Annotated in this window: 12 protein-coding genes; 5 read left to right on the top strand and 7 right to left on the bottom strand. The window is 62.9% G+C overall.

The window, feature by feature from the left end:
* From DWB85_RS14580 to DWB85_RS14595, 4 genes are all read right to left on the bottom strand, one after another.
* On the bottom strand, window positions 1–2,767 hold a 2,767-nt coding region (locus DWB85_RS14580), incomplete at its 3' end, for a retention module-containing protein (RefSeq protein ID WP_133300629.1).
* 307 nt (window positions 2,768–3,074) lie between these two features.
* Complete coding sequence (locus tag DWB85_RS14585; protein ID WP_117956098.1) at window positions 3,075–3,704, bottom strand: response regulator transcription factor; 630 nt, start codon at window positions 3,702–3,704, stop codon at window positions 3,075–3,077.
* Entirely contained in the window at window positions 3,704–5,113 is a 1,410-nt protein-coding gene (locus DWB85_RS14590) for an HlyD family type I secretion periplasmic adaptor subunit (RefSeq protein WP_117956101.1), read from the bottom strand. The genes DWB85_RS14585 and DWB85_RS14590 overlap by 1 nt, the downstream gene beginning before the upstream one ends.
* Entirely contained in the window at window positions 5,110–7,233 is a 2,124-nt protein-coding gene (locus DWB85_RS14595) for a type I secretion system permease/ATPase (protein ID WP_117956104.1), read from the bottom strand. Before DWB85_RS14595 ends, DWB85_RS14590 begins: the two co-directional genes overlap by 4 nt.
* A gap of 351 nt (window positions 7,234–7,584) precedes the next feature.
* Here DWB85_RS14595 and DWB85_RS14600 point away from each other — a divergent pair, with 351 nt between their 5' ends.
* The 3 genes from DWB85_RS14600 to DWB85_RS14610 all read left to right on the top strand — a co-directional run bounded on the left by DWB85_RS14600 (window position 7,585) and on the right by DWB85_RS14610 (window position 10,248).
* Window positions 7,585–8,772 (top strand): flavin-dependent monooxygenase, encoded by a 1,188-nt coding sequence (locus DWB85_RS14600; protein ID WP_117956255.1) that lies wholly within the window; start codon window positions 7,585–7,587, stop codon window positions 8,770–8,772.
* A gap of 12 nt (window positions 8,773–8,784) precedes the next feature.
* Window positions 8,785–9,891, top strand: a complete 1,107-nt coding sequence (locus DWB85_RS14605) for a 3-ketosteroid-9-alpha-monooxygenase, oxygenase component (protein ID WP_117956107.1) — start codon at window positions 8,785–8,787, stop codon at window positions 9,889–9,891.
* Between the two features lie 132 nt (window positions 9,892–10,023).
* The gene (locus tag DWB85_RS14610; RefSeq protein ID WP_133300630.1) at window positions 10,024–10,248 is read left to right on the top strand and encodes a hypothetical protein; all 225 of its coding nucleotides are present in this window, start codon (window positions 10,024–10,026) and stop codon (window positions 10,246–10,248) included.
* 15 nt (window positions 10,249–10,263) lie between these two features.
* Here the strand turns inward: DWB85_RS14610 and DWB85_RS14615 are convergent, their stop codons facing one another.
* From DWB85_RS14615 to DWB85_RS14625, 3 genes are all read right to left on the bottom strand, one after another.
* On the bottom strand, window positions 10,264–11,301 hold the full coding sequence (locus tag DWB85_RS14615) for a COX15/CtaA family protein (protein ID WP_239017340.1): 1,038 nt from the start codon (window positions 11,299–11,301) through the stop codon (window positions 10,264–10,266).
* Window positions 11,298–12,482 (bottom strand): acetyl-CoA C-acyltransferase family protein, encoded by a 1,185-nt coding sequence (locus tag DWB85_RS14620; protein ID WP_117956111.1) that lies wholly within the window; start codon window positions 12,480–12,482, stop codon window positions 11,298–11,300. Before DWB85_RS14620 ends, DWB85_RS14615 begins: the two co-directional genes overlap by 4 nt.
* A gap of 84 nt (window positions 12,483–12,566) precedes the next feature.
* Window positions 12,567–14,516 (bottom strand): acetoacetate--CoA ligase, encoded by a 1,950-nt coding sequence (locus DWB85_RS14625; RefSeq protein WP_117956113.1) that lies wholly within the window; start codon window positions 14,514–14,516, stop codon window positions 12,567–12,569.
* Window positions 14,517–14,626: 110 nt separating this feature from the next.
* Here DWB85_RS14625 and DWB85_RS14630 point away from each other — a divergent pair, with 110 nt between their 5' ends.
* Window positions 14,627–15,523, top strand: coding sequence for a LysR family transcriptional regulator (locus DWB85_RS14630; RefSeq protein ID WP_205422752.1), 897 nt, complete (start codon window positions 14,627–14,629; stop codon window positions 15,521–15,523).
* 59 nt (window positions 15,524–15,582) lie between these two features.
* Window positions 15,583–17,469, top strand: a complete 1,887-nt coding sequence (locus tag DWB85_RS14635) for an ATP-binding cassette domain-containing protein (protein ID WP_117956117.1) — start codon at window positions 15,583–15,585, stop codon at window positions 17,467–17,469.
* Window positions 17,470–17,670: the final 201 nt, after the last annotated feature.

The raw sequence follows: 17,670 nt of genomic DNA on the forward strand, positions 1-17,670 counted from the left end.
CCGCCGCCGGGCCATCCGCGCCAAAGGCGTCGTCATTGGCCAGCACATCGATCAGTACCGCAGCGGAATCCTCCGCAATCTCCATACGGTCATCGGTGGCGCCGTCGTCGTTGGCGATCGGGCCGTCGTCACTGAAGTTAAAGGCAAAGACCCCTTGTTCGGTCGCGCCGCCAGACAAATCACCGGTCAGCTCGACAGTCTCGCTATCGTTGTCGCCTTCGGAATCGAATACAGTCTGGGTCAACTCGATCGCATAGGATACCGAGCCTCCCTCGTCGAGGAGACCTTCGCCGGTGAGGGATACTATCTCGTCGTGATTGTCCGGGGCGTCCGGATGGGCGATTGAACCGGCGTCAGTCTGGGTCAGGGTTACGACACCGCTGTTCCCGTCAATTTCGATAGTGAAGTACACGGAGCCACCGGCGCGGCCCTCAATTACACCCGCGTTGTTGTGGAGCATGATCTGCTCACCAGCACCGTCGCCGGAAGCGGCAAAGACGCCGGATTGAACACCCACACTGCCGTCATCGGGCAGGACCGCGTCACCACTGGACAGTGTAATCAAGTACTGGACACTGCCGGGGCCATCGGCACCGAATACCACATCGTCATCGGTCGTGGCGGTGGAGCCGCTGGTATCGCTCTTGAAGAAGGCGCTGAAATCAGCACTGGACTGGCGGTCCGCATCGGTATCTTCCGGATCGTCCTGCTGGGCAACTGTTTCATCGACAATCAGCGTCGGAATTTCACCCTCGAAGGCCTCGCTATTGGCGATCGCCTCTCCCAGCGCACTGAGCTGTGAGTCAGGCACGTCATCGACAATGGAAACTGTCTGGATCGCCGAGGCAGTATCGCCCTGGACATCACCGACAACGATCTCCACCCCGACAACCACGGTATCCAGCGCCGCCACGTCGGCAGGCTCACCACTGGTGGTGACAATATTCCCCAGCGTACCGGTAAGCGTCGCCGTGTAGTTGACGGTGTATTCACCCGAGGCCGTCGGCCCTGACAGGCCGGTGAAGGTTATTTCAATGGGCCCGATATTGACCACTGCGCCGGTAAGAGCGCCGTCATCAGCGATGGTGACGGGGGCACCAACAATCAACTCGCCAGCCACAATAGCGCCGGGCTGAATGGTGACAAAATCCAGGCCATCTTCCGCGGTGAGCGTAAATGAACCGTCCCTGGACAGGCTGTCGCTCTTGTCCGCCGGAGGCAGCGTGGATCGCCCGTCTGGCAGGAACTGCTCGTCACCCTCGGCGACGCCACCCTCAATGGCCACTTCGCCCGGCTCCGGCGGCGGGGGTGGGGGCGGCGGAGGGGGCGTATCCGGTTCATCGTTATCAACGATGGTCACCACGCCCTGCGGGTCGGCAATTACCGCATTGCTGGCATTGCTCAGGTTGAGCAACATATTCTCCGTCGGCTCCTCGAGAGAGTCATCCAGCGTAATCACGTTGATGGTCAGCTCTGTCTGGCCCGGCGCAAAGATCAGCGTGCCGGATGTGCCCAGGTAGTCACCATTGACTTCGATAGCGGTGCCATCGGCGCTGACGAAGTCCACGGTTACCGGTTCCTCCGCTGCCCGGGACAGGCTGACAAGCACTTCTGCGGTTTGACCTTCAACCACAGTCTGGTCGCCAATGCTGATGGTGGGCTCTTCGTATATATCGATAATTTCGACAATACCGTCACCGTCGCCAATTACCGCGTTGACCGCGTTGTTGAGGGTGACGTTAAAGAACTCGGTGGGTTCGCGCAGGTTGTCCTCGTTGGTCACGAAGGTGACTACAACAGAGGTGGAACCGGCGGGGATAGTGACCATGCCCGACTTGGGGTCATAGTCGCCGCCGTCGACGCTGGCAACCGCAGTACCATCGGAGGTCACGAAGTCGACCTGGACAGCTTCACTCCAGGTCTTGTCCAGAGCGATAGTCACTTCGGCAGTATTGCCCTCGATTACCACATCGTCGCCGATGTTGATAACAGGAAGCTCAGGTGCGGGAGGCTCGGGGTCAGCTAACACTTCGATGGTAACCACCGCGGTATCACCCTGGGTGCCGTTCGGATTGATAGCGGTATAGGTAAAGGTGTCTGTACCGCTGAAGCCCTCATTCGGCGTGTAGGTCACCGTGTCGTCGTCGTTCAGCACCGCAACGCCGTTCTGCGGCTGGGTGATCGAGATAACATCCTCACCCTCGACAAAAATGTCGTTGCTTTCAATGAAAACGGTTACGGGTTCACCCTCGTTGGTAGTCTCGAAATCATCGATCGCGTCGACCGGGGCGAAGTTATCATCAATGGGCGCCTCGTCTTCGGTGGCTACAGTACCCGCGATGCCACTGAACTCGCTGGTTTCCTCGACAATACGGCCCAGGCGAATGAAACTGTGGCCCTCGCTGCCGGGACCGCTGGCAGCACCCGGGCCGGCCGCGGTGGCATCCAGTACATCACCCAGGTCCTCGCCGCTTTCCAGGGCGGCCAGTACCTGCTCCACCGTCTCGTCCTGGACCGCGCTTTCGTCAGCACCGGGCGCGGTCTCTGCCACCAGGTCGGGAGTCAGGGTCAGTTCCGGCATGTCGGCAATCACGATAGGGCTGCCGTCGGAAAGGGAAAGTTCAACGGTCGCCCCATCCGGGGTGACTACGGTCTCGCCTTCCATCAATACATCACCCGGGCGAATTTCGCGTAACTCCCCGTCTGCATTCCTTGCATAAGCTTTGCCGGTTACTGCTACTACAGTCGCAATCGCTACAGGTTCCATCTCTTTTTTCTCCTTGGTGGTTCTTGCTGGCCACGGTCCAGAACTGCCGCTACCGGGACTCAGGATCACCGATACTACGCCCCGCGAGATAGCGAAACATTGTACTTTTGGGCAGGTAGGCGGACGGGTTTCCAGGACTGTGATGCGGATCACATTCGCGTGATCCTGGCCGGATTTGCGAGTGTGACGCCGGTCTCATTATCAGGCTGGGGGCGATGGGCGTCGAGGTTAACAGACTCTGGACTCCCGCCTGCGCGGGTATGACGGCACAAAGGAGATACCGATGAGCTGAATGAATGACAGCGGTTCAGTTCACCGTGCTATAGGTGGGAATATTGTTCATCGCCAGGGCCAGTTGCACCCGGTCGCGCACGCCCAGTTTTTCGAAAATGGCGGACAGATGGGCCTTTACCGTACGTTCGGAAATATCGAGCGTCCCGGCGATTTCCCGGTTACTGGCGCCGCGGGCTACCTGCTCCGCCACCATCAGTTCCCGGGAGGTCAACTCGTTGAGCTCGGGCTCGACAGGCGCCCGGGTGGGCACTACCCGGGCGGAGAGCGCCAGGAAACGCTGCATCAGTTCCGGGGGCATCCACAAGCCGCCGTGCTCCACCACCAGGGCGATTTCCCGCAGTTGTTGCGGAGCTGCTTTCACATGGCAGTACCCCATGGCGCCCTGGTTGAGCAACTGAAAGGCCTCGGATTCACCGGGCGTTGCTGCCATCACCACCACAGGCCAGCCCAGGGCGGTGGCGGCGCGCACTTGCGCGGGGCGCTCGCCGGACGCGAGGGCGGCGATGTCCAGCCAGACTATACCCCGGGGGCCGGATATCACCGGGCCAATTTCTTCCACATCGACTGCGGCAGAGGCCCGCGGGAACGCCTGCTGCCAGCGCTCGCGCAGCTTGCCTGCGGTGCTAATAAACAGGTGCTCCATCAGCGCTCCGTCATCGCGTATTGCTTGGCTCGCAATACCGGCTTCATCAGGTAGGCGAGGATGGTCTTCTTACCGGTGAGGATATCCACCTCCACCGTCATGCCGGGGATAATGGGCTTGTCTTCCGCCAGCCCGGATTCCCGGGTGCGAACCAGCACCTCGTAAAAGGGATTGCCCTCTTCGTCCATGACCGTGTCCGCGCCAATATGCTCGACCACGCCGTCCAGGCCACCGTAGACGACAAAATCATAGGCGGTGAATTTCACCAGCGCTTCCTGGCCCGGTACCAGGAAAGCGATATCTTTCGGCCGGATGCGGACCTCCAGCAGCAGGGTGTCGTCCGCAGGGACCACCTCGATAATTTCCTTGCCGGCCATGACTACCCCGCCAATAGTGTGGTAGTACAGCTGTTTCACGGTGCCGTTTACCGGTGACCGGACTTCGGTCTGCTTGACCCGGTCTGAAAGGCCCAGCCCCGCTTCGCGCAGGGCGTTCATGCGGGTAATGGTATCGGCCATTTCCTCACGCACCTCGTTGACGAACTCAAGCTCAACGGTGGCGACCTTGCGCTCGGCCTCCTTGATCGACGACTTGATCCGGCTGATCTGGGCGGCGGCCTGTTCGCGCTCACCGCTGAGCTGGTTGACCTCGCGCTCCAGCCGCAGGATCTCCACCTCCGAAACCGCGCCGGAGGCCACCATTGGCCGGGTCAGGCGCAATTCCTGTTCGGTGAGCTCCAGCGAGCGCGCCGCCTGCCGCTCGCGGGCGGTGACCTCGATAAGCTCCTCGCGCCGCTGCAGCAATTGCTCCCCGGCTATCTGTTTTTCCAGGTCCAGTTCACCCTGGCTGGATGCGAACAATGCCAGTTCCTGGCTGACAATCCCCGGCACCGCCTCCACCAGGGAGGGGTCGGGCTGGAACTCGGCCTTGTCCACCACCGCCTGCAGGCGGGCAAGTTTTACCGCCAGGGCCTGGTATTCCGCCCGGTTCTCCCGGAAGGAGGACTGCGAGCGGGTCTGGTCCAGCCGCACCAGCAACTGCCCCTGCTGTACCTCGTCGCCCTCGCGGACCAGGATCTCGGTCACCACACCGCCATCCTGCGACTGGATCACCTGCACCTGGCGGGAGGGAATCACCTTGCCCTGGCCGCGGGTGACCTCATCGATCTCCGCCAGCGCCGCCCAGACCACCAGCCCCACGACGATCACCGCCACCATATACAACAACGCACGCGCCCGCAGGGGCTGCTGTTCCACAAAGGCCCGGTGGGCGTCCTGCTGCCAGTCGTAGGGCGCCGTATTGACGTCCTTCATCCACGGCGAGAACAGCCAGTCGATCAGGCGGCGGCCGGGCCCGCGCTTCACCGTGGCGTTTTCCGGCGCCGGGCCGGCTTGCTGCTGTTCACTCATTGGGCCTTACCTATCTTGCCCTGCTGCAGCGCCTGGATCACACTGTCACGCGGGCCATCGGCCACCAGCCGGCCATTGTCGATGACGATGATGCGGTCGACCATTTCCAGCAGCGAATTGCGGTGCGTGACCACCAGCCAGGTGCGGCCCTGCACAAACTCCTGTAACTGTTGCTTGACCGCGGTTTCGGTGGAATGGTCCATGGAGCCGGTGGGCTCGTCCATCAGCAGGATGGGCGGTTCGTTGATCACTCCCCGCGCCAGGGCCACCGACTTGCGCTGGCCGCCGGAGAGGGATTCACCCCGCTCGCCCACCATCATGTCAAAACCCTGCGGGTGGCGGTTGACGAAGTCCGCGAGATTGGCGATCTCCACCGCCCGCACCAGGGCGACGTCGGGTACCTGCGGGTCTGACAGGGTCAGGTTGTCCCGCAGGCTGCCATAAAACAGGGTGACATCCTGGGGCACATAACCGACCCGCGAGCGCAGCTCGCTTGGGTCCAGCTGGCGCAGGTCTATGCCGTCGATCATGATGGCACCGCTGGTGGGCTGGTACAGTCCCATGGCCAGTTTTTCCAGGGTCGACTTGCCGGAGCCGACACGACCCAGGATCGCCACGTGCTCTCCCGGCTTGATCTTGAAGGAGACCCCGCTGAGGGACTCTATATCGGCACCGGGATAGGCAAAGGATACGTTCTTGAATTCGATTTCGCCGTTGAACATGTCCCGCGACAGGAACTGGGCGCCATCGGGGCGCTCCACCGGTTTGGCCATGACCTCGTCCAGTGACTTGAGGGCAATCTCGGCGTTGTGATACTGGGTAATCAGGCCCGCCAGCTGCCCAAAGGGCGCCATGATGCGCCCCGACAGCATGGTACAGGCGATCAGCCCGCCCATGCTCAACTCGCCGGCGGTGATCAGGTAAACCCCGGTGACAATCACAAACATGGTCACCATTTGCTGCGACCACTGGGTAACATTGATGGCGGAACTGGACAGCAGTCGCAGCTGCACCCCGACATGGGCGAGGAAAGCGGTGGTGTCCTCCCAGCGCCGCTGCATACGGGATTCCGCGCCCATGGCCTTGATGGTCTCCAGCCCCACCAGCGACTCGATCAGGGTGGAGTTGCGCATGGCTCCGGCGCGGTAGGTGGTTTCCGCCAGCTCTTTCAGCTTGCCCTGCACCGACAGCGCAAACCCGAGTACCACCAGCAGGCCAATGCCCAGCGGCAGTAGGATCGGCCAGGCTATCCAGGCGATTACCGCAATGAAGATCAGGGCGAAGGGAATATCGATAATGGTGGTCACCGAGGCGGAAGTAATGAAATCACGCACCGTCTCGAAAGACCGCAGGTTGACCGCGTAGGAGCCCACCGACTGGGGCCGGTGCTCGAGCCGGATACCCAGCACCCGCTCCATAATCAGCGCCGAGAGCTTGATGTCCACCCGCCGGCTGGCGAGGTCGAGGAAATACCCGCGCATGCTGCGCAGGCTGATATCGGCAATGAGCACGATAATCACCCCCGCCGCCAGCATCCACAGGGTTTCGACGGCGTAATTGGGCACCACCCTGTCGTAGACGTTCATGGTGAACAGAGGCAAGGCCAGGGCGAACACGTTGATGAAAAACGCCGCCAGCAGGACATCGCGGTAGATCGGCATGTTGGCGCGCATGGCGTCCCAGAACCAGTGGCCACGTTCGGAAGTGCCGGTGCGCGGGGCACGCTGGTCGAAGCGGAAGCGCGGCCGGCAGACAATGGCGGTATCGATACTGCCAGACAGCAGCGCTTCTGCGGGTACCTCGACAAGCGCTTCATTGAGATCGGGGTAGACCACCCGGGCAGTTTCGCCACTGTCGTCCCAGCCCATCAGCAGGCAGGCGCGCTCCCCGTCCAGCAACAGCACCGCGGGAAGCAGCGCCGGTTCAATGTCGCGGGGATTGCGATAGACAACCCGGCTGGCCAGGCCCACCCGGTTGGCGGCGCGCTCGAACAGGGTCGGCGTCAGCCTGCCGCTGTCCGCCGGCAGGCCGCCCATCACCGCCTCTGCCGTCGAGGCATTGCCGTGATAGCGGCACAGTGCCAGCAGGCACTGCAGCAGTGGGTCTTCGCTGCGGGTCATCCCTTGTTTCCACTCCAGTGTTGTCGTCAGCCCTTGCCACCGCCGGCCAAAAGCGCCAGGTGACATCAACTAAGCTGCTGAATCCAAACAATTATTTGGGATGGAAAGGATAGGGCAGACGCCATTCATTTACTACGCGGAGAGTGCGGTGCAGGTCACAATTCTGGACATAAGCATCGTTTTCAGCCGATTTTGCCCCGCCAGGCTGCCGGTACAGCTAAAAATACCGCCCCTTGTTGCCATCTTGACCCAGATCAAGCCGCGGACCGCTTTAGCCAATATGAGGTATGAGTGTCGCTTATCCTGTCCCCATAGTGATCGCCAGCAATCACGCTGACACGAGGAATGGCCATGAACGCCCCGCAACAAACCCAGGCAGAGCAGCTCTACTCTGCCGCCCGTGAACTGGTACCGGCCCTGCGCGCGCGCACTGCCGAGACCGCCGCCCTGGGCCACCTGCCCGAGGCGACCATCGACGCCATGCAGCAGGCAGGTTTCTTCCGCATCATGCAGCCGGCACGCTACGGCGGCTTTGAGCTGGACCCGGAGGTATTTTTCCGGGTGCAGATGATCCTGGCCGAGGGCTGCATGTCCACCGCCTGGGTACTGGGCGTGGTCGCTATCCACAACTGGCAGCTGGCCCTGTTCGACGACCGGGCCCAGCAGGACGTCTGGGGTGAGGATGACTCCACCCTGATCTCCTCTTCCTATATGCCGGTAGGCAAGGTCACTCCGGTGGAGGGCGGCTATCGGCTGTCGGGTCACTGGGGATTTTCTTCCGGCTCCAAACACTGCGACTGGGCCTTCCTGGGGGCAGTGGTACCGCCGGCAAATCCCGGCGAAGCCCCCGACTATCGCACCTTCCTGGTGCCCCGCAGCGACTACCAGATTGTCGACAACTGGAAAGTGTCCGGCCTGGAGGGTACCGGCAGTCACGACATTACCGTCGAGGATGCCTTCGTTCCCGAGCACCGTACCCACCGCTCTATCCACGGTTTCGAGTGCAACAGCCCGGGCAACGCGGTCAACGACCACTATATTTTCCGCCTGCCCTTCGGCCAGATTTTCGTCAGGGCCGTGTCCTCTTCCAGCATCGGCTGTCTCAAAGGCGTGATCGACAGCTACGTGCAGGTCAACCGGGATCGGGTCGGGCTGAATGACGGCAACAAGGTCGCCACTGACCCGGATGCGCAAATGGCCCTGGCCGAGTGCATTGCCGCGGTGGATGAATGCCAGACCATCATGTTCCGCAATTTCGACCGGATGGTGGCTGCGGCCCGTGCCGGCAGCCTGCTGGATATTGAGGAACGCATCAAAATGCGCTTCGACGCGGCCCTGGTCTCGCGCAAGTGCACCGAGGCCATCAACCTGATGTTCAATGCCTGCGGCGCCCAGGGCATCTTCCGCGACCACCCCCTCAACCGCGCCTGGCTGGACATCAACGCCGGCAGGCAGCACGTGGCGAACAATCCCTTCAAGTTCGGCCGCAACGTGGGTGGCGTCATGATGGGCGCAGACAATACAGACTTTTTCCTCTAGGGAGCAATGAGAATGACAGCAGTACAAAAAACCACAGCCAGCCGACGCGAGCCCTATGTGATCAAGGCGGATGAACGCGAGGAGCGCTACGCACGCGGCTGGTATGTCATCGGCCACGCCAACAGCGTCAGCCAGCAACCCCGCGCCCTCAACGTGTTCGGTACCAAACTGGTGGCCTATCGCGGCCAGGAGGATAACCAGGTGCACATCCTCGACGCCTACTGTCCGCACATGGGCGGCGATCTTTGCGGCGGCGAGGTCAAGGGCGACTCGGTGGTCTGCCCCTTCCACCTGTGGAGCTGGGGTGCCGATGGCGTCTGTGACCACATTCCCTACGCCAAAAAGATTCCCGACAAGGCGGTGATCAAGTCCTGGCCGGTGCTGGAGAAAAATGGCCTGGTATTTGTCTGGCAGGACCCGGAGGGTAATCCACCGATCGCCGAGCAGGAGCCCGCCACCATGGACGACTGGTACGCCGACGACTGGACCGACTGGGAGATGGAGGCCATCCCCATCCAGACCCTGGGCCGGGAACTGGTGGACAACATGGCGGACATGGCCCACTTCGGGCCCATCCACTATTCCAGCGTCAAGTCCTTCCGCAACACCATGGAAGGTCACAAGTTCGTCCAGTACATGGTCGGTGGTCACGAGATTCTCACCGAGGGGGACGAGGGACTGATTACCTCCGTGGCCACCTATGAGGGTCCCGCCTACATGACCACAACCATGACCGGGATGATGAACGGCGAGCCGATGGAAGTGCACCTTCTGGTCAGCCACATTCCCACCGATATGAACGAGTTTGTGATCAACTTCGGGGTCATGATGAGAAAGGACCCGAATGCCTCCGAGAGCCAGAACCAGGCCATGGTCGAGGAGTACATGACCCGGAATATCGAGTCCTTCCACCAGGATGTCGCGGTGTGGAACAACAAGTGCATCATCGACAACCCGCTGCTGTGCGACGGCGACGGGCCCATCAACCTGGTACGCAAGTGGTACAGCCAGTTCATGACCAACGTGGACGAGATCCAGCCAACCCAGGTCAGGGCGCGTGAACACGTTACCCTGGAGGGCCCCAGCGTGGAAGAAACCCTGGAGAAACTGGGTTTTTGAGGGAATGGACCCCGGAACTGTGAGCTGCTTCACATTCCGGGGCAATTTTCACTGCCATGCAGGACCGGCTGGTCCAGACTATACTGTATTCACGGTAGTAACGGTAGTAGCAGTAGAAAACGAGGTTTGACCATGCCAGAACGAGCACAATTTGAAGTCAGGGACGTTGGCAGCGCTTCGGGCGGCGCGGACACTGGCGGCAACAAAAAGTACATGGGCGTGGAGCGCCGGCGCGCACATCGTCGCACCGGCATGGATCGTCGCACCGACGTGCGCTTTGAACCGGGCAAGGACGACCGCCGCCAGAATCACGGCCGTCGCCACGATGACGAGGACGGCTATCGTTTCCTGTCTTGATTCAGGCCCGGCACGTCAGTGCGTTTGCTTCACCAGCACGTGACTGGCGAACAGCGCGGCGCTCAACAGTGCCACCGCGCCAGCCTGGTGGGCCGCGGCCAGCCACACCGGCACGTGCAGCAGCAGCGTGCTGATTCCCATCACAACCTGTAACCACAGCGCGGCCAGTAACAGCCCCATGGCCACCCTGCCGCGCCCGTCCAGCCCGTCGCGCCAGGCCAGCCAGGCGAACAGGTGGATGATGCCAAACAACAGGTAGGCAAATATCCGGTGGTTGAACTGCACGGTGGTGATGTCCTCGAACATCGCCAGCCAGGCAGGCTCCATGGCATACAGGCCCGCCGGCACGAAACTGGTGCCCATGAGTGGCCAGGTATTGTAGGCAAAGCCGGCGCGGATCCCCGCCACCAGGCCGCCGCTGAGAATCATCAGGTAAACCAGCACCACCAGCACCCGGGAGAAACCCGCCCGCGGATGCGCGCCGGACCGGCTGCGGAACAACAGGTCGAAAGCCACCCACAGCATGTAGGCGTAGATAATCACCGCCAGCCCCAGGTGAGCGGTGAGCCGGTACTGGCTCACCCGCGGGTTATCGACAAGCCCGCTCTTGACCATGTACCAGCCGAGCAGCCCCTGCAGGCCGCCGAGCGCAAACAGTATCCACAGCCTGGGCATGACGCCGGCCCGCACCCTGCCTTTCATGGCGAAAAACACCATGGGCACAAAAAACAGTACGCCAATCAGGCGGCCCAGCACCCGGTGCAGGTACTCGTACATGAAAATGGACTTGAAACCGTCCAGGTCCATGCCGCGGTTCACCTTCTGGTACTCCGGGAACTGCTTGTACTTGTCGAAGGTCTCCTGCCAGGCCTCTTCACCAATGGGGGGTATCACCCCCATCAGCGGCTTCCACTCCACCATGGACAGGCCCGACCCGGTGAGGCGGGTCACCCCGCCCAGCGTGATCATGCCGAAAATCACCGCGGCACAAAGCAGCAACCAGGCGGCTACCTGGCGGTCGTATAGCGCCTGTTGGTGCTGCCCCAGTATCACAGGCGTTCAAACAGGGCCGCGATGCCCTGGCCGCCGCCGATGCACATGGTAGATACCGCATAGCGGCCGCCAGTACGCTCCAGTTCATACAGCGCCTTGACCGTGATAAGCGCGCCGGTGGCGCCAATCGGATGGCCCAGGGAAATGCCGGAACCGTTGGGGTTCACTTTCGCCGGGTCCAGGCCCAACTCCTTCACCACCGACAGCGCCTGGGCGGCAAAGGCCTCGTTACACTCCCAGATATCCACCTCGTCCTGGGCCACGCCAGTCTTCTCCAGCAGTTTGCGTACCGCCGGTGCCGGGCCAATACCCATAATCGACGGGTCGACCCCCGCCAGGGCGTAACCGACCAGCCGCGCCATGGGCTTGAGGCCACGCGCCTCGGCAGCGCCTTTTTCCATCATCACCAGTGCCGCGGCGGCGTCATTGATACCGGAGGCGTTGCCGGCGGTGACCGTACCGTCCTTCTTGAAGGCGGCGCGCAACCCGGCCATGCTTTCCTGGGTGGCATCCATACGCACATGCTCGTCCTGGTCGAACACGGTGACGCCTTTACGGGTCTTGATCTCGATGGGCAGGATTTGCTCCCTGAAATAGCCGCCCTCGATAGCGCGCTGGGCCCGGCGGTGGCTCTCCGCCGCCAGTTCATCCTGTTCCTCGCGGCTGACGCTGTACTTCTCAGCCAGGTTTTCGGCGGTAATACCCATGTGGGTATCGCCCATGGGGCAGGTCAGGGCCCCCATCATCGGGTCCTCCATGGTGGCATCACCCATGCGGGCGCCGAAGCGGGCTTTGGGCAGCCAGTAGGGCACCCGGGTCATGGATTCGGCGCCGCCGGCGACCACCGCGTCACAATCGCCGAGCAACACCATCTGGGCGGCGGAAATCACCGCCTGCAGGCCGGAGCCACAGAGGCGGTTGACCGTCAGCGCAGGGGTCTCGATGGGCAGGCCGCCCTTGAGCGCGGCAACCCGGCCCATGTACATGTCGCGACGATCGCTGTGGGTGACCGAGCCAATGACACAGTGACCGATATCCTCACCCTGCAGGCCGGAGCGCTTCACCGCCTCGGCGACCACCTGGCCGGCCAGCTCGGTTGGGGGCACATCTTTCAAACTGCCGCCAAAATCGGCGATAGCGGTGCGAACACCACTCAAAACAACTACTTCACGCTCACTCATCGAGACTCTCCGGGTTTTCTGTCAATACAACTCTCAAAACGCGGACGCAACTTTACCAGAACCCCCGCGGGAAAACAGGCCCGCTCAGGCCTGTAACTCGGGCAGATCACGGTACAGTTCCAGGGCCTCGGGGTTGGCCAGGGCATCGGTGTTCTTCACCGGCCGGTTGTGGACCACGTTGCGCACCGCCAGTTCGACGATCTTGCCGCTGATGGTGCGGGGAATATCGCTCACCTGGACAATGACCGCGGGCACATGGCGCGGGGTGGTATGGTCGCGGATCGACTGGCGAATCCGGGCCTGCAGCGCCGCGTCCAGGCTGAGCCCCTCGCGCAGCACCACGAACAGCACCACGCGCACGTCGTCCTGCCACTGCTGGCCAATAACGATGCTCTCCACCACCTCTTCCACCCGCTCGACCTGGCGGTAGATTTCCGCCGTGCCGATACGCACCCCACCGGGATTGAGCACCGCGTCGGAGCGGCCGTGGATCACAAAACCACCGTGTTCGGTGATCTCGCCGTAGTCGCCGTGGGCCCAGACGTTGGGGTAGGTATCGAAGTAGGCGCTGTGGTATTTGCTGCCATCGGGGTCGTTCCAGAAGCCGATGGGGGCACAGGGAAAGGGCCGCGTGCAGACCAGTTCGCCCTTCTCCTGGCGCACTGGCTGGCCCTCATCGTTCCAGATCTCCACCGCCATACCCAGTCCCGCCGCCTGGATTTCGCCGGTGTAAACCGGCAGCGTCGGGCAGCCTCCAACAAAGCAGGAGAGAATATCGGTACCCCCGGAAATGCTTGACAGGCAGACATCCTGCTTGAAGTCCCGGTAAACGTACTCGAAGCTCTCGTGGGACAGTGGCGATCCGGTGGACAGTATGGTGCGCAGGGTGCCCAGGTCGTGGCTGCGGGCCGGCTTGTGGCCGGCCTTTTCCAGGGCGGCAATAAATTTGGCGCTGGTGCCGAACACGCTGATCCCCTCCCGGTCGATCGCGTCCAGCAGCAGCCGCCCGTCATCGGCGAAGGGCGAGCCGTCGTAGAGCACCAGGGTGGCCCCGCTTGCCAGGCCGGAAACCAGCCAGTTCCACATCATCCAGCCACAGGTGGTGAAATAGAAGAACACGTCGTCGCGGGACAGGTCGGCGTGCAGGCGATGCTCCTTGAGATGCTGCAGCAAGGTGCCGCCGGCACCGTGGACGATGCACTTGGGGACACCGGTGGTGCCCGATGAATACATGATGTACAGCGGATGGTCGAAGGGCTGGCGGACAAACTCCGGTTCGCTCGCCCGGGCGTCGAGGAACGCGGGAAACAGCACCGCGCCGTCGATGGCGCTGATGTCTGGCGCTGCCTCCAGCAGAGGCACCACTACCACCTGCTCGATGCTGTCAATCTGCTCGCGGATCGCCGCCACCCGCGCCAGTGAATCGCAGCGCTTGCCGTTGTAGAGGTAGCCGTCGGCGGCGAACAGCACCCGCGGCCGGATCTGGCCGAAGCGATCCATCACCCCGTTGATGCCGAAGTCCGGTGAGCAGGACGACCACACCGCCCCCAGGCTGGTGGCCGCCAGCATGGCGACCACGGTCTCGGAGATATTGGGCAGAAAGCCCGCCACCCTGTCACCTGGCTCCACCCCCAGCGCGCGCAGCGCCGACGCCAGCTGCGCCACCTGCCGGTACAGCTCGCGGTAGCTCAGCTCCCGGCGCTCGCCATTTTCCAGCAGTGATACCAGGGCGACGCGTTCATCGCGGTAACGCAGCAGGTTCTCGGCGAAATTGAGCCGGGTACTGGGGAACCAGCGTGCGCCCGGAAACCGATCGCCGTCTACCAGCACCGGCTCACGGTCGCCCTCGGCCACCACCTCGCCGAAGCGCCACAGGGCCTGCCAGAATTGTTCCGGCTGGTCCACCGACCAGCGGTGCAGATCGGCGTAGGTTTCGCCCACCGCGAATCCCTCGGCCTTGAGTTCATCCCGGAACCGGGTGATTAGGGCGCTGGCAATGCGTTGCGGATCGGGCTGCCACAATGGCTGGTTCATAACTTTATCTCCCTGGGGCCGGTACACACTCAATGCATTGATTGCGCAATATGCGTCATCATCATATATTGATCAAATTGAATATATGGATTATTTATTCTGTTTTATTTATGAATATCACACTGCGCCAACTGCGGGCATTTGTCACCCTCGCCCGCAGCCACTCCTTCGCCGAGGCGGCGGACCTGCTGCATGTGTCCCAGTCGGCCCTCAGCGTGAGCATCAAGAAAATGGAGCAGGAAGCCGGCGGCAAGCTGTTTTCCCGCTCCACCCGTTCACTGGAATTGAGCCCCGAGGGCCGGAGCTTCCTGCCCTCCGCCCGCCGCCTGCTGGCGGACTGGGACCAGGCCTTCGACGACCTGGGGCGCAGCTTCAGCCTGCAGCAGGGCAAAGTCAGTGTCGCGGTCATGCCCTCCTTGGCCATGAACCAGTTTCCCGAGGCCCTGGCCGCTTTCCAGCGCGCCTACCCCACCCTCAATATCGGCGTCGAGGATGTGGTCATGGAGGCCACCATCGAGGCGGTACGCAGCGGCCAGGTGGACCTGGGCATCACCTTTGAACCGGAACAGCTGGATGGCGTGGATTTCACCCCGCTGTTCCCCGATCGCTGGATAGCCCTGGTCCATCGGGACTCGGCGCTGGCCGCAGCGCCGCGGCTGGACTGGCAGCAACTGGTGCAGCAGCCTTTCATCGCCATGAACCGGGGTTCCTGGTCGCGGGCGACCACCGAGGCGGCGATGGCCGCGGTGGGGGTCAGCCCCGGGCAGCTGTTGGAGGCCCACCAGCTGGCCACCATCGGCCGCATGGTGTCGGTGGGGCTGGGGGTGGCCGTGGTCCCCCAGCTGTGCCGCCAGCAGATGGAGTCGCTGGGCATTCTGTGCAAGCCCCTGGACGGCCCGGCCATTGAGCGCCAGGTAGGCATCTTTACCCGCAGGCGCCACGGCCTGTCGCGCCCGGCCCAGGCCCTGGTCCAGCACCTGCGGCAACATTTCCGCGCGGGGCTGTAGCGGCGGCCGCAACTGGCGTAGAATTCGCCTCCCCCTGAACCCGGACCCGCGACCCGACCATGCCCCTGCTTAAACTCGACAAGGCCAGCCTCCACTACGGCACCCAGGTACTGCTGGACGAGGTGGAACTGAGCATTACCCGCGGCGACAAACTGGGCCTGCTGGGCCGCAACGGCGCCGGCAAGACCACCCTGCTGAAGGTACTGGCGGGGGAGCAGGCCCTGGACAGCGGCGAGCGCTGGCTGCGTCCCGGCACCCGACTCGCCCGGCTGCAGCAAACCCTGCCCCAGGCCGACGACCTGACGGTCTACGACGTGGTCGCCGGCGGCCTGGAAGAAGCCGGCGAGCTGCTGGCCCGGTACCACCACCTGGTCCAGGGCGAGGACATGGACGCCCTGGCCCGGGTGCAACACAAACTGGAGGCGGTGGATGGCTGGAACCTGCAGCAGCGGGTGGAAACCACCCTCAGCCAGCTGCAACTGCCCGCTGACGCCAGTATGCGCGACCTGTCCGGGGGCTGGCGCCGGCGGGTAGCCCTGGCCCGCGCCCTGGTCAGCGAACCCGATATCCTGCTGCTGGACGAGCCCACCAACCACCTGGACATCCCGGCCATCGCCTGGCTGGAAGAACAGCTGCGCAACTATCGCGGCAGCCTGATCCTCATTACCCACGACCGGCGCTTCCTGCAAAACGTGGTCAACTGCATCGCCGAGCTGGACCGGGGACACCTGAGCCTGTGGCGCGGCGATTACCGCGGCTTCCTGCGCCACCGCGAACAGGAGTTGGCGGCGGAGGAGCGGGCCAATGAGCTGTTCGACAAAAAGCTGGCCCAGGAGGAAGCCTGGATTCGCCAGGGGATCAAGGCCCGGCGCACCCGCAACGAGGGCCGGGTACGGGCACTGAAGGCCATGCGGGATGAGCGCAGCCAGCGACGCGAGCGCCAGGGCAGGGCCGATTTCGGTGTGGAAGAGGCGTCCCGCTCGGGCAAGATCGTGGCGGAGCTGCAGGGGGTCAGTCACGCCTTTGACGACAAGGTTATCCTGCGCGACTTCAGCACCATTATCCAGCGCGGTGACCGCATCGGCATCGTCGGCCCCAACGGGGCCGGCAAATCCACCCTGGTCAGGATCCTGCTGGGGCAGCTGGAACCCGATGCCGGCACCGTCAAACTGGGCAGCAAGCTGGAAATCGCCTACTCGGACCAGCTCCGGGACCAGCTCGACCCGGAGAAAAACCTGATCGACAACGTCTGCGGTGGCCAGGACTTTATCGAGATCAACGGCAAGCGCCGTCACGCCATCTCCTACCTCGGCGACTTCCTGTTCAGCCCGGAACGGGTGCGCACCCCGGCCAAGGCCCTGTCCGGCGGTGAGCAGAACCGGGCGATTCTCGCCCGCCTGTTCAGCAGGCCGGCCAATATGCTGGTGCTGGACGAACCCACTAACGACCTGGACATCGAGACCCTGGAGCTGCTGGAAGAGATCCTGCTCAGCTTCGAGGGCACGGTGCTGCTGGTCTCCCACGACCGGGAGTTCATGGACAACGTGGTGACCAGCCTGCTGGTGCTCACGGGCAATGGCGAGGTAGAGGAGCAGGCCGGCGGTTACAGCGACTGGGAAGCCCGCGGTGGCCGGCTGCAGGACGCAGCGAGCCAGGCAGCCGACCAGAGGCCGCCGGCCGTGGCGGCACCAGAACCCGCTGCCACCAGGACGCAGCCCGAACCCCGCAAACGCAAACTGTCCTACAAGGACCAGCGCGAGCTGGACGCCCTGCCGGCGCGCATCGAGTCACTGGAAGCGGAGCAGGCCGGGCTGGAAGTACAAATGTCGGACCCCGGTTTTTACCAGCAGGAGCACACCGTCGTGCAGGCGGTGCTGGACGAAGCGGCGCGGATCGAGGCCGAGCTGGAGCAGGCGCTGGAGCGCTGGGCGGAACTGGAGGGCTAAGCGCAGCTATAACCGTTCGGGCCTGACATTCAATGCCCGAATGACGGTGTCCGCATTCGCCTCGACGGAGTCATTATGCAGACCTTATTCAGGCTGTATTCGAGGTCCGGTTTGGGGCTGCCAGAAGCTGCCTGTCATTAACGCCTGTGGCAGCGGACGCGCGGCAGCCTCCAGCCCCGCCAGGGGCGAATTGGCGCAACT

The organism is Seongchinamella sediminis (assembly GCF_003457605.1).
GTDB lineage: Bacteria > Pseudomonadota > Gammaproteobacteria > Pseudomonadales > Halieaceae > Halioglobus > Halioglobus sediminis.

Bases quoted from the DNA above. Each gene is read 5' to 3' on its own strand.
- DWB85_RS14585 (WP_117956098.1), bottom strand. From the start codon at position 3,704: ATGGAGCACCTGTTTATTAGCACCGCAGGCAAGCTGCGCGAGCGCTGG.
- DWB85_RS14590 (WP_117956101.1), bottom strand. From the start codon at position 5,113: ATGAGTGAACAGCAGCAAGCCGGCCCGGCGCCGGAAAACGCCACGGTG.
- DWB85_RS14595 (WP_117956104.1), bottom strand. From the start codon at position 7,233: ATGACCCGCAGCGAAGACCCACTGCTGCAGTGCCTGCTGGCACTGTGC.
- DWB85_RS14600 (WP_117956255.1), top strand. From the start codon at position 7,585: ATGAACGCCCCGCAACAAACCCAGGCAGAGCAGCTCTACTCTGCCGCC.
- DWB85_RS14605 (WP_117956107.1), top strand. From the start codon at position 8,785: ATGACAGCAGTACAAAAAACCACAGCCAGCCGACGCGAGCCCTATGTG.
- DWB85_RS14610 (WP_133300630.1), top strand. From the start codon at position 10,024: ATGCCAGAACGAGCACAATTTGAAGTCAGGGACGTTGGCAGCGCTTCG.
- DWB85_RS14620 (WP_117956111.1), bottom strand. From the start codon at position 12,482: ATGAGTGAGCGTGAAGTAGTTGTTTTGAGTGGTGTTCGCACCGCTATC.
- DWB85_RS14625 (WP_117956113.1), bottom strand. From the start codon at position 14,516: ATGAACCAGCCATTGTGGCAGCCCGATCCGCAACGCATTGCCAGCGCC.
- DWB85_RS14630 (WP_205422752.1), top strand. From the start codon at position 14,627: ATGAATATCACACTGCGCCAACTGCGGGCATTTGTCACCCTCGCCCGC.
- DWB85_RS14635 (WP_117956117.1), top strand. From the start codon at position 15,583: ATGCCCCTGCTTAAACTCGACAAGGCCAGCCTCCACTACGGCACCCAG.